Origin of the sequence: Streptomyces sp. NPDC005374 (assembly GCF_042872225.1) — a bacterium.
GTDB lineage: Bacteria > Actinomycetota > Actinomycetes > Streptomycetales > Streptomycetaceae > Streptomyces.
Genome location: NZ_JBIAKA010000003.1, coordinates 298,656 through 310,674 on the forward strand (window position 1 = coordinate 298,656; position 12,019 = coordinate 310,674).

A 12,019-nucleotide genomic window follows, 5' to 3' on the forward strand; every position below is an offset into this window, starting at 1 on the left:
CGCGTGGGCGCGACAGGCCACGACGAACCCGCAGCCGCCGTGTCTCAGAAAGCACCCACGGCGGCTAGGCGGAAAGCGCAGCCACCAGCACAGGCGTGACCTGCTCAACCTGCCAGGCTCGAGCCCCGAAACCAGCCAACGCCGCACCGACGGTCTCCGCACTGACCACACCCGGCGGCTCCCAGCAGACCCGCCGCACCGTGTCCGGCGTGATCAGGTTCTCCTGCGGCATGTTCAGTGTCTCGGCCAACGCGGACACGGCGGCCCGCGCAGCGGACAACCTCGCGGCCGCCGCAGGATCCTTGTCGGCCCAGGCGCGCGGCGGCGGCGGACCCGTCACCGGCTGTCCGGGCTGCGGCAACTGCACCTCGGCCAGGGCCTTGGCCCGGTCGACGGCGGCCTGCCACTGGTCCAGCTGCCGGCGCCCCATCCGATGCCCGAAGCCGTTCAGCGCGGCCAGCGCGTGCACGTTCACCGGCAGCGCGAGCGCCGCCTCGACGATGGCCGCGTCGGACAGCACCTTGCCCGGCGACACGTCCCGGCGCCGGGCGATCCGGTCCCGCGCCTCCCACAGCTCCCGCACGACACCCAGCTGCCGGCGCCGTCGCACCTTGTGCATCCCGGACGTACGGCGCCACGGGTCCTTGCGCGGTTCGGCGGGCGGCGCGGCCGCGATCGCCGCGAACTCCTCGAGCGCCCACTCCAGCTTGCCCTGCCGGTCGAGCTCCTTCTCCAGCGCGTCCCGAAGATCGACGAGCAGTTCCACGTCGAGGGCGGCGTACCGCAGCCACGGCTCCGGCAGCGGGCGGGTCGACCAGTCGACGGCCGAATGCCCCTTCTCCAGTACGAAGCCCAGAACACCCTCGACCATCGCGCCGAGCCCCACCCGGGGGAACCCGGCGATCCGCCCGGCCAGCTCGGTGTCGAAGAGGCGCGAGGGCACCATGCCTATCTCGCGCAGACAGGGAAGATCCTGGGTGGCGGCGTGCAGCACCCACTCCACACCGGAGAGTGCCTCGCCGAGCCCCGACAGATCGGGACAGGCCACGGGGTCGATCAGCGCGGTTCCCGCGCCCGCACGGCGCAGCTGCACGAGATAGGCGCGCTGTCCGTAGCGGTAGCCGGACGCCCGCTCGGCGTCGACGGCGACGGGTCCGGAACCCGCGGCGAAGGCGGCGACGGCCTCGGCCAACGCGTCCGCGTCGGCGATAACGGGCGGAATGCCCTCGCGCGGCTCCAGCAGGGGGATCGGCGCCTCCGCTGCAGAAGATCCGCCATCGTCCGGAGGGCCGCCTCCGGTGGTTCGCAGTGAAACGTCTGCTGCGGTCTCTTGGGCGTCGGTCACATGTCAAGGGTATCTGTGTATGGACAGCGCCTGCCGACGGAACGTTCCGTCGGCAGGCGCCTGGGGGTCGTAAACCAGTCAGTCCGGTGAAAGCTCTGGTTCACGTCCGTGAACAGCGAGGCTTTGTCAGGGCCTCAGTGGATGATGCCGGTGCGCAGGGCCACCGCCACCATGCCGGCGCGGTCTCCCGTGCCGAGCTTGCGGGCGATCCGGGCGAGGTGGCTCTTGACGGTCAGTGCGGACAGGCCCATCGATACGCCGATGGCCTTGTTCGACTGGCCTTCGGCCACCAGCCGCAGCACTTCGACCTCACGGCCGGAGAGCTCGCGGTAGCCGCCCGGGTGGCTCGGGGCACCCGGGGGGCGGCGGTGCATACGGGCGGCGGCGGAGCCGATGGGGGCGGCGCCCGGTCGGGTGGGGAGCCCGAGGTTCGTACGGGTGCCGGTGACGACGTAGCCCTTGACGCCGCCCGCGAGGGCGTTGCGCACGGCGCCGATGTCGTCGGCCGCGGAGAGGGCGAGGCCGTTGGGCCAGCCCGCGGCGCGGGTCTCGGACAGGAGGGTCAGGCCGGAGCCGTCGGGGAGATGGACATCGGCGATGCAGATGTCACGGGGGTTGGCGATTCTGGGACGGGCCTCCGCCACGGACGAGGCCTCGATGACATCGCGCACACCGAGCGCCCAGAGGTGACGGGTGACGGTGGAGCGGACACGTGGGTCGGCCACGACCACCATGGCGGTGGGCTTGTTCGGGCGATAGGCGACCAGGCTTGCGGGCTGCTCGAGGAGAACGGACACCGGGCCTCCTGGGGTGCGGGACGGCTTGGAAGGTCACAGACGTCTTCGGCACCGAACCCGGCGTCCTTTAGAGAATGATCACGATCTAGTGAGTAACAATTAGTGCAATTCGGACGTACGGTCGATCGTTCGGTGAACACATCGGTTCGTTCGACGGTTCACTCCTGACTGAAAGTGGCCGTATCGACAAATTGATGCCCCGGATGGGGGACGGTTCGTTCCTGTGCGCCAGTGGGTCAGCGGGCCTGGGGATCCCGGCGCTGTGGCAGCGTCACCACCGACGCGTCGCCGGGCCCGGCCGGCGGCAGGCCGGCGACCTGGGCCAGCAGATCGCACCAGGACAGCAGATGCGCCGCCGCGTCCGGCACCCCGCCCAGGCCCTCGCGGGGCGTCCAGGAGGCACGGATCTCGATCTGCGAGGCAGCCGGGCGCTCGGACAGACCGCCGAAGTAGTGCGAGCTCGCGCGCGTGACGGTGCCGCTCGGCTCGCCGTACGACAGCCCGCGCGCTGCCAGTGCGCCCGTCAGCCAGGACCAGCACACCTCGGGCAGCAGCGGATCGGCGGCCATCTCCGGCTCCAGCTCCGCACGCACCAGCGTCACCAGCCGGAAGGTGCCGCGCCAGGCGTCGTGCCCGTCCGGATCGTGCAGCAGCACCAGCCGGCCGTCGGCGAGGTCCTGGTCGCCGTCGACGACGGTGGCCTCCAGGGCGTACGCGTGCGGGGCGAGCCGCTGCGGTGCCCGCGTCGACTCGACCTCGATCTGCGGCCGCAGCCGACTGGTGCGCAATGCCTGAACCGCGGCCTGGAAGGCCGGCGGAGCCGCATCGCTTCCCTCCCGGTCCCCCGCTTTCGCGTCGTCCATCCCACCAGTGCCGTCCGACAGTCGTTCCTGAGCCGCAGCCATGCGGGAAGGTTAAAGGGAACCGGGGCCCGGTGCGCTCCTAGACACCCGCACTTCGGCGTACGTGGCAGAGCCCACGCCGCGTCGGAGCCCCATGGGCGTCATGCGAGACTTGCCCCGTGAGCGCCAACGAGACCCCCACGGGCAAGCCGCCGACAGCCACGTACGAATCCGCCTTCCTCAAGGCATGCCGGCGCGAACCCGTGCCGCACACCCCCGTCTGGTTCATGCGGCAGGCCGGGCGTTCACTTCCGGAGTACCGCAAGGTCCGCGAGGGCATCCCGATGCTCGAGTCCTGCACGCGGCCCGAGCTGGTCGCCGAGATCACCCTCCAGCCGGTCCGCCGGCACAACGTGGACGCGGCGATCTACTACAGCGACATCGTCGTCCCGCTCAAGGCCATCGGCATCGACCTCGACATCAAGCCCGGCGTCGGCCCGGTCGTCGAGAAGCCGATCCGCACGCGCGCCGACCTCGCCCAGCTCCGCGACCTCACCCCCGAGGACGTCTCCTACGTCACCGAGGCCATCGGCCTGCTGACCGCCGAGCTCGGCCCCACCCCCCTCATCGGATTCGCCGGCGCACCTTTCACCCTCGCGAGTTACCTCGTGGAGGGCGGCCCGTCGCGCACGTACGAGAACGCCAAGGCGATCATGTACGGCGACCCCGAGCTCTGGGCCGACCTGCTCGACCGTCTCGCCGACATCACGGCCGCCTTCCTCAAGGTCCAGATCGAGGCCGGCGCCTCCGCGGTCCAGCTCTTCGACTCGTGGGCCGGCGCCCTCGCCCCCGTCGACTACCGCCGCTCGGTACTGCCCGCCTCCGCCAAGGTGTTCGACGCGGTCGCCGGGTACGGCGTCCCGCGCATCCACTTCGGCGTCGGCACCGGCGAGCTGCTCGGCCTGATGGGTGAGGCCGGCGCGGACGTCGTCGGCGTCGACTGGCGCGTCCCGCTGGACGAGGCCGCCCGCCGCGTCGGCCCCGGCAAGGCGCTCCAGGGCAACCTCGACCCGACGGTCCTGTTCGCCCCCACGGCGGCGGTCGAGGCCAAGACCCGTGAGGTCCTGGAGTCCGCCGAGGGCCTGGAGGGACACGTCTTCAACCTCGGCCACGGCGTCATGCCGGCCATCGACCCGGACGCGCTGACCCGGCTCGTGGAGTACGTCCACACCCGCACCACGCGCTGAGTCACCACGTGTGCCGGGGCCGTGCCCTCCTGCCGAACAGCAGGCCGCGCGGTTCCGGCGGCGGGGGAGTGCCCGCCTTGAGCGGCCAGGCGAGCAGCATGCCGGTGAGGAAGCCCACGACGTGCGCCGCGTAGGCCACCGTGCCCGCCTCGGAGACGCCCTCCCCGGACGAGTACACCGCCTGGAGCACGAACCAGAAGCCCAGCACCAGCCAGGCGGGCAGCCTGAGCGGCAGGAACACCAGGAAGGGCACCAGGACCCACACCCTGGCCTTCGGGTACAGCACCAGATAGGCGCCCAGCACTCCGGCGATGGCCCCCGACGCACCGATCAGCGGGTCGCCCGAGTCGTCGTTGAGGAGCGCGAAGCCGTACGACGCCGCGTAGCCGCAGACGACGTAGAACAGCGCGAAGCGCACATGGCCCATGCGGTCCTCGACGTTGTTGCCGAAGATCAGCAGGAACAGCATGTTGCCCAGCAGGTGCAGCCAGCCGCCGTGCAGGAACATCGCCGTCAGGACCGACAGCGGCGGGGACTTGTCGTAGTCCGGCGGGGCCACCACACAGCCCGTGGTGCCCTGCGCGCTGGTGCCGACGTCGCCCGTGGGGACGAGGTGCGGCATCTGGTGGTGGATCAACTCCTGCGGGATGGCCGCGTACTGGTCCAGGAACGCCTGGAGGTGACAGAGCTGCGACACGCTGCTGTCGCCCGCCACGGAGCCGGCCAGGCCGGGCGTGTACAGGAAGACGAGGACGTTCGCGGCGATGAGCGCATACGTCACCCAGGGGGTGCGGCGCACAGGGTTTATGTCATGGACGGGGATGACCACAAGGAAGTAGTGCCCGCGATGGGCCCGGCGAATCGGTGCCGTACCGGTGAACACCCGCACGCACGCGTGCGTATGACTCCTCAACCGCCCGCGGCACGGGGAAGGCGGGCCGCGGGGACTACGTGAGGAACAGCGATGAACGACCGTATTACTCCTCCGATGCACGCTCTCCCCGACGGCGAAGCCGAGATCTCCCTGGTGGTGCGACTGCCGTGGGAGGACGTGGCCAGGCTCGGTCAGGAGGCCGGGCGGCTGGCGTCCCAGATGCAGCGCCCGGTGACGCTCGACGAGGCGGTGAGCAACCGGCTCAGGTCCACCCGGTCCGCGGCTCACGCCAAGCCGGGGGGTGAGCAGCCGGCCGCGATGCCCACCAGCACCAGTGCCTCCGTCTCGGCGCTGCCGCCCCGACCGCCGGCCGACCAGGCCCGCCAGGCCATCGAACGGATCAACGGAACGGCGTAGCCCTCAGGTCCTCAGGTCCTTGAGCCCTCAGGAGGCCTGCACTTTCGCGGCCGCCTTTCGGGCAGCCACCAGCACCGGGTCCCACACCGGGCTGAACGGTGGCGCGTACCCGAGGTCCAGGGCCGTCATCCGCTCCACCGTCATCCCCGCGGTCAGGGCCACGGCGGCGATGTCGACCCTCTTGCCCGCGCCCTCCCTCCCGACGATCTGCACGCCGAGCAGCCGCCCCGTGCGGCGCTCGGCGAGCATCTTCACCGTCATGAGGGAAGCGCCCGGGTAGTAGCCGGCGCGGCTGGTGGACTCGATCGTCACCGAGACGAACTGGAGGCCCGCGCGCCGGGCGTCCTTCTCGCGCAGCCCGGTGCGGGCGATCTCCAGGTCGCACACCTTGCTGACCGCCGTGCCGACGACACCGGGGAACGTGGCGTATCCGCCGCCCACACCGGTGCCGATGACCTGGCCGTGCTTGTTGGCGTGGGTGCCGAGCGCGATGTGCCGCTCCTGCCCGGACACCAGGTCGAGGACCTCCACGCAGTCACCGCCCGCCCAGATGTCCTCGTGGCCGCGCACCCGCATCGCCAGGTCGGTCAGGAGGCCGCCGTGGCTGCCCAGGGGCAGGCCGGCCGCCTTCGCGAGCGTCGTCTCCGGGCGGACGCCGATGCCGAGCACCACCACGTCCGCCGGGTACTCGCCGTCCTCGGTGGCCACCGCGCGGACCCGGCCGTCCTCGCCCGTGAGGATCTTGGTCACCTCGGTGTCGTTCACCATGGTGATGCCCAGGCCCTCCATGGCGTCGTGCACCAGGCGGCCCATGTCCGGGTCGAGCGTGGACATGGGCTCGCTGCCCCGGTTGAGGACCGTCACCTCGTAGTCGCGGTTGATGAGGGCCTCGGCCATCTCCACACCGATGTATCCGGCCCCCACCACCACCGCCTTACGGCCACGCGTGTGTGCCAGCGTGTCGATGAGCGCCTGGCCGTCGTCGAGGGTCTGCACCCCGTGCACACCGGGGGCGTCGGCGCCCGGCATGTCCGGGCGGATCGGACGGGCGCCGGTCGCGATCACGAGCTTGTCGTACGACGTCCAGGACTCGGCCCCGGACGCGAGGTCACGCGCGCGTACCCGTTGCCGGCCGACGTCGATCTCCGTGACCTCGGTGCGCATCCGCAGGTCGATGTCGCGGGCCCGGTGTTCCTCGGGCGTTCGGGCGATCAGCTGATCCCGCTCGGTGACGTCCCCGCCCACCCAGTACGGGATGCCGCACGCCGAGTAGGAGCTGAAGTGGCCCCGCTCGAACGCCACGATCTCCAGCTCGTCGGGCCCCTTCATCCGGCGGGCCTGTGACGCCGCGGACATCCCCGCGGCGTCGGCGCCGATGACTACCAGACGTTCCCTCGTGTCCCGCGTACGGCTCATGTTCATGCGAACACGCTACGAGGGCGCGGCATTTCAGTCCTGCTCACCCTTCTCCCGCGCGGGTCCCGTTTCCGGGTCCGGGACGGGACGGGCCATGGGCAGCGGGCCCAGAGCGGTCGAGGCGGCCGCGGGAGCCGGCCGGCGCGGCAGCCGGGGCCGGATCAGCCGCAGCCACACCAGGACGAGCAGCGCGATCCCCGCGAGGAAGGGCAGCACGGCGGCCACCGCCACCACGATCCAGCGCAGCATGGTCACGAACGCGTCCCAGCCGCCCGCGAGCGCGTCGACGACACCGGGGTCGTCGTCCTTCTCGGCCTTGACGACGGGCGACTCGGACAGGGACAGCGTGATGGTGGCCAGCGTCGTGCGGTCCTTCAGGGACCCCTGACGGGCCAGCAGCGACTCCAGATCGGCCTGGCGGGTGCTCAGTTCACCCTCCAGCGTGACCACGTCGCTCAGCCTCGTCGCCTTGTCCATCAGCTCCCGGATCCGCGCCACGCTCGCGCGCTGCGTCGCGATCCGGCTCTCCACGTCGACGACCTGGTCGGTGACGTCCTGAGCGTTCGCGGTGCGCTCCAGAAGCTTGCCCGCGCCCTGCAGGTCGGTGAGGACCTCGTCGTACTTCTCGACGGGCACCCGCAGCACCACGTCCGTCTGCTCGTGGCCCTCCTCGTCGCGGGTGGTGGCCTCCTTGCCGACGAAACCGCCCGCGTTCTCGGTGGTGGTGCGGGCGGCGGCGAGCGCCTTCGGCACGTTCTTGACCTGCACGGTCAGTTCGGCGGTGCGGATGATGTGGTTCGCGGCGGCCTGGGGTGCGGCGGTGGCCTGCTTGCCGCCCGCGCTGTCCTCGGCGCCCGCCCCGCCCTTCGCCTGACTCTGCGCGGCCTTTTCGTCGGACAGGGCGCTGCCACCGTCGCTGGAGGAGTCGGCGCCCCCGCTGCACCCGGCCAGCGCGAGAGCCGCGGCCAGCAGAAGGCCCGCCAGGGTCTGGACGGGACGTACGGGCCTTCGTGAACGGCGTGAACGTGATGTGCGCATGGGCGTCCCCCCGAGGGTCGTGAACAACTGACGCTCCTTCGACGCCGGAGTGGGCGCGAACGTTGGAGTCCGGTGGTTCCGATGCGGTCACGGTCGGGACTCGTGAAGGACACCGGGCCACCGGTGGACTGTCAGTGGGGTCTGAGAGGCTGGGGCCATGAGCGGATCACAGGTGGTCGTCGTCGGAGCCGGCATCGCGGGACTGGCCGCGGCCCACCGGCTGTTGCAGCGCGGCGCACGCGTCACCGTGCTGGAGGCGTCCGACCGCGTCGGCGGCAAGCTGCTGCCCGGCGAGATCGCGGGCGCGCGCGTGGATTTCGGCGCCGAGTCGATGCTGGCCCGCAGGCCGGAGGCGGTGGCCCTCGCGCGTGAGGTGGGCCTCGGCGAGCGCCTCCAGCCGCCCGCCACCGCCACGGCCTCGATCTGGACCCGCGGCGCCCTGCGCCCCATGCCCAAGGGCCACGTCATGGGCGTCCCGGGCACCGCCGACGCACTGGCCGGGGTGCTGTCCGACGAGGGCCTCGCCCGCATCGGGCAGGACGCCGAACTGCCCCGCACCGAGGTCGGCGACGACGTGGCCGTCGGTGAGTACGTGGCGGCGCGCCTGGGCCGCGAGGTCGTCGACCGCCTCATCGAGCCCCTCCTCGGTGGCGTGTACGCGGGCGACGCGTACCGCATCTCGATGCGCTCGGCGGTCCCGCAGCTCTTCCAGGTCGCCAGGACCCACACCTCGCTGACAGAGGGCGTCCGCGAGATCCAGGCCAAGATGGCGGCCAACCAGCAGACCGGCCCGGTGTTCATGGGCATCCAGGGCGGCGTGGGCAGCCTCCCGCTCGCCGTCGCCGACTCGGTCCGCGCACGCGGCGGCGAGATCGTCACCGGCGCCCCGGTGCGCGAGCTGCGCCGCGAGGCGTCCGGCGGCTGGAGGGTCGTGGCCGGGGACCGCGTCCTGCACGCCGACGCCGTGATCGTCGCCGCCCCCGCCCCGGCCGCCGCCGGACTCCTGCGCGCCGAGGCCCCCGAGGCCGCCACCGAGCTCGACACCGTCGAGTACGCCTCCATGGCCCTGGTCAGCCTCGCCTACCGCCGCTCCGACACCGCCCTCCCCGCCGGCAGCGGCTTCCTCGTCCCGCCGGTCGACGGCCGCACCATCAAGGCCGCCACCTTCGCCTCCCAGAAGTGGGGCTGGATCGCCGACGAGAACCCGGACGTCGTCGTGCTGCGCACCTCCGTCGGCCGCCACGGCGAGACGAGGATCCTGGAGCGCGACGACGCAGGCCTGGTGGACGTCTCCCGCACCGATCTGAAAGCGGCCACCGGGCTGGACGCCACCCCCCTCGAAACCCGCGTCACCCGCTGGACCGACGGCCTGCCCCAGTACCCCGTCGGACACCACGCGCGCGTGGCCCGCATCCGTGAGCACGTCGCCAAGGTCCCCGGCCTCGCGCTGTGCGGCGCGCAGTACGACGGCGTGGGCATCCCGGCCTGCATCGCGAGCGCCCACGCGGCCGTGGACCAGATCGAGGGCGACCTGACCGCCGTACGGGAGCTCACGGCCAACCCGGTGCAGAGCCTGCATGGCGGCGCGGGAGAATGAGACCCATGAGCAACGACGCCCCCACCCCCGAGTCCGGCAGGGTCCCGAACAAGGGCAAGCTGGCCAAGGACCTCAACGAGGTCATCCGTTACACGCTCTGGTCCGTCTTCAAGCTGAAGGACGTGCTCCCCGAGGACCGCACGGGCTACGCCGACGAGGTCCAGGAGCTGTTCGACCAGCTCGCCGCCAAGGACGTCACGATCCGCGGCACCTACGACGTGTCCGGCCTGCGTGCCGACGCCGACCTCATGATCTGGTGGCACGCGGAGACCAGCGACCAGCTCCAGGAGGCGTACAACCTCTTCCGCCGCACGAAGCTGGGCCGCGCCCTGGAGCCGGTGTGGTCCAACATGGCGCTGCACCGCCCGGCCGAGTTCAACCGTTCGCACATCCCGGCGTTCCTGGCCGACGAGAACGCGCGCGACTACGTGAGCGTCTACCCCTTCGTCCGCTCCTACGACTGGTACCTCCTGCCCGACGAGGACCGGCGCCGCATGCTCGCCGACCACGGCAAGATGGCCCGCGGCTACCCGGACGTCCGCGCCAACACCGTCGCCTCCTTCTCGCTCGGCGACTACGAGTGGATCCTCGCCTTCGAGGCCGACGAGCTCCACCGGATCGTCGACCTCATGCGCCTGCTGCGTGCGTCGGAGGCCCGTATGCACGTCCGCGAGGAGGTCCCCTTCTACACGGGCCGCCGCAAGGACATCGGCGATCTCGTGGCGGGCCTCGCCTGATCGGCGAGCGCTGATCAGCGAGCGGGTTCGACGGCCGCCTTCCGGGAGCTCGGCTTCGGCTCGGGGTGCGGGGCGCACGCGGCGCGCCGCACCGGGAGGCGGCCCTCCAGCAGATAGGCGTCCAGGTATCCGTTGACGCAGGCGTTCGGGCCGCCCGCGATGCCGTGCGTGCCCGCGTCCCGCTCGGTCACCAGCACCGACCCTGACAGCCGCCGGTGCAACTGCAGCGCCCCGTCGTAGGGCGCGGCGGCATCCCGCTCCGCGGCGAGGATCAGCGTCGGCGGCAACTCACCGGCCCCCGTGCGCACGTCGAGGGCTTGCTGACGCGGGGCGCTCCAGTACGCACAGGGCAGGTTCATCCACACGTTGTCCCACGTCTCGAACGGCGCCACCCGCGCCAGCCGCGTGTTGTCCCGGTCCCACACGGCCCACTGCGTCGGCCAGGGCGCGTCGTTGCACTCGACGGCCGTGTAGACCGCGGTGGAGTTCTCCGCCTCCTTCGCCGCCTCCTGATGCGGCCCGGCCTGCTGGATCAACGGCTTCGGATCGCCCTTGAGGTAGGCCGACAGCGCCTGCGCGCGATGCGGCCAGAAGTCGTCGTAGTACCCGGCCGACAGAAACGCCCCCTGCAACTGCCCGGGCCCGACCTTCCCGCCGGCCGGTTCGGCGGCCAGCTGCGCCGCCGCCTTCTCGTAGCTGCGCAGCACCTCCTCGGCCGTGTCCCCGAGCCCGTACACGTCGTCGTGCCGGGCGACCCACTCCCGGAAGTCCGCCCAGCGTTCCTCGAACGCCACCGACTGGTCGAGGTTGTTGCGGTACCAGACCTGCTCCGGGTCCGGGTTCACCGCCGCGTCGAACACCATCCGCCGTACGTGCGAGGGGAAGAGCGTCACGTACAGCGCGCCGAAGTAGGTCCCGTACGACGCCCCCATGAACGTCAGCCTCTGCTCGCCGAGAGCGGCCCGCAGGACGTCCAGGTCCCGGGCGTTGTTCAGGGAGGTGTAATGCCGGAGGGCGGCGCCCGCCCGCTCCGCGCATCCGCGCGCGTAGGCCTTCGCCTGGGCGATGCGTTCCTGCTTGTACGACTCCGAGGGGTGTACCGGCGCCTGCGTGGGCGCCTTGAAGAACTGCTTCGGGTCCTTGCAGGACAGCGGTGCCGAACGGCCCACTCCGCGCGGGGCGTAGCCGACGAGGTCGTAGGCCGCCGCGAGTCCCTTCCACTCGGGAAGGGCGCCGATCAGCGGGAAGTACATGCCGGAGGCTCCGGGGCCGCCGGGGTTGTAGACCAGGGCGCCCTGCCGGGGCACCCGGCGTTTGCTGTTGTGCGGGTCCTTCTGCGTGGCCCGCACCCGGCTGACGGTCAGTTTGATCTGCCTGCCGTCGGGGTGCGCGTAGTCGAGCGGGACGGACACCGTGCCGCACCGCACGGTGCCGGGCAGGTCCTCCGCCTCGGGGCAGGCGCCGAAGCGGACCCCGGCCGTCCCGGCGCGCGCGGCGGCGATCGCGGTGCCGTGCAGCTCCGCCGCGCCCGGGGCGGCCGGAACGCCCCCGGCCGGACCGGCGGCGAGTGTGGTCAGGAGCAGGGAACCGGCGGCCGTGTAGAGGGCGGGAGTTCTCATCGCGTTTCCCTTCGGTGCGCGGCAGCGACAAAAGGGAAGTTTCGTTGGGGCGGAGGTGAAGGCAAGCACCGCCCCGCCGGTGTCGGCCCC

11 protein-coding genes are annotated in these 12,019 nt (G+C 71.9%); 4 read left to right on the top strand and 7 right to left on the bottom strand.

Going from position 1 to position 12,019, the window contains the following annotated elements; translation table 11 throughout:
• Nucleotides 1-64: 64 nt before the first annotated feature.
• The 3 genes from ACFYRX_RS09735 to ACFYRX_RS09745 all read right to left on the bottom strand — a co-directional run bounded on the left by ACFYRX_RS09735 (nucleotide 65) and on the right by ACFYRX_RS09745 (nucleotide 3,005).
• Nucleotides 65-1,345: an HRDC domain-containing protein gene (locus tag ACFYRX_RS09735; protein ID WP_389097808.1), complete on the bottom strand. Its 1,281-nt coding sequence runs from the start codon at nucleotides 1,343-1,345 to the stop codon at nucleotides 65-67.
• A gap of 134 nt (nucleotides 1,346-1,479) precedes the next feature.
• Nucleotides 1,480-2,142: a LuxR C-terminal-related transcriptional regulator gene (locus ACFYRX_RS09740; RefSeq protein WP_389097809.1), complete on the bottom strand. Its 663-nt coding sequence runs from the start codon at nucleotides 2,140-2,142 to the stop codon at nucleotides 1,480-1,482.
• A gap of 236 nt (nucleotides 2,143-2,378) precedes the next feature.
• Complete coding sequence (locus ACFYRX_RS09745; protein ID WP_389098210.1) at nucleotides 2,379-3,005, bottom strand: DUF3000 domain-containing protein; 627 nt, start codon at nucleotides 3,003-3,005, stop codon at nucleotides 2,379-2,381.
• A 158-nt stretch (nucleotides 3,006-3,163) separates the two neighbouring features.
• Between ACFYRX_RS09745 and hemE the strand changes: the two genes are divergently transcribed.
• Nucleotides 3,164-4,231, top strand: a complete 1,068-nt coding sequence (hemE, locus tag ACFYRX_RS09750; RefSeq protein ID WP_389097810.1) for a uroporphyrinogen decarboxylase — start codon at nucleotides 3,164-3,166, stop codon at nucleotides 4,229-4,231.
• Nucleotide 4,232: 1 nt separating this feature from the next.
• On the opposite strand, the gene ACFYRX_RS09755 is transcribed toward hemE, so the two are convergent.
• Entirely contained in the window at nucleotides 4,233-5,060 is an 828-nt protein-coding gene (locus ACFYRX_RS09755; RefSeq protein WP_389098212.1) for a rhomboid family intramembrane serine protease, read from the bottom strand.
• 135 nt (nucleotides 5,061-5,195) lie between these two features.
• Between ACFYRX_RS09755 and ACFYRX_RS09760 the strand changes: the two genes are divergently transcribed.
• The gene (locus tag ACFYRX_RS09760) at nucleotides 5,196-5,522 is read left to right on the top strand and encodes a hypothetical protein (protein ID WP_389097811.1); all 327 of its coding nucleotides are present in this window, start codon (nucleotides 5,196-5,198) and stop codon (nucleotides 5,520-5,522) included.
• A 27-nt stretch (nucleotides 5,523-5,549) separates the two neighbouring features.
• Here the strand turns inward: ACFYRX_RS09760 and ACFYRX_RS09765 are convergent, their stop codons facing one another.
• On the bottom strand, nucleotides 5,550-6,944 hold the full coding sequence (locus ACFYRX_RS09765) for an FAD-dependent oxidoreductase (protein WP_389097812.1): 1,395 nt from the start codon (nucleotides 6,942-6,944) through the stop codon (nucleotides 5,550-5,552).
• A gap of 27 nt (nucleotides 6,945-6,971) precedes the next feature.
• Nucleotides 6,972-7,976, bottom strand: a complete 1,005-nt coding sequence (locus tag ACFYRX_RS09770) for a DUF4349 domain-containing protein (RefSeq protein WP_389097813.1) — start codon at nucleotides 7,974-7,976, stop codon at nucleotides 6,972-6,974.
• 157 nt (nucleotides 7,977-8,133) lie between these two features.
• Between ACFYRX_RS09770 and hemG the strand changes: the two genes are divergently transcribed.
• Both hemG and hemQ read left to right on the top strand, forming a co-directional pair.
• A complete protein-coding gene (gene hemG / locus ACFYRX_RS09775; RefSeq protein ID WP_389097814.1) occupies nucleotides 8,134-9,573 on the top strand; it encodes a protoporphyrinogen oxidase in 1,440 nt (479 codons plus the stop codon).
• A gap of 5 nt (nucleotides 9,574-9,578) precedes the next feature.
• Complete coding sequence (gene hemQ, locus ACFYRX_RS09780) at nucleotides 9,579-10,310, top strand: hydrogen peroxide-dependent heme synthase (RefSeq protein WP_389097815.1); 732 nt, start codon at nucleotides 9,579-9,581, stop codon at nucleotides 10,308-10,310.
• A 14-nt stretch (nucleotides 10,311-10,324) separates the two neighbouring features.
• On the opposite strand, the gene ACFYRX_RS09785 is transcribed toward hemQ, so the two are convergent.
• Nucleotides 10,325-11,929, bottom strand: coding sequence for an alpha/beta hydrolase (locus ACFYRX_RS09785; RefSeq protein WP_389097816.1), 1,605 nt, complete (start codon nucleotides 11,927-11,929; stop codon nucleotides 10,325-10,327).
• Between the last annotated feature and the right edge of the window lie 90 nt (nucleotides 11,930-12,019).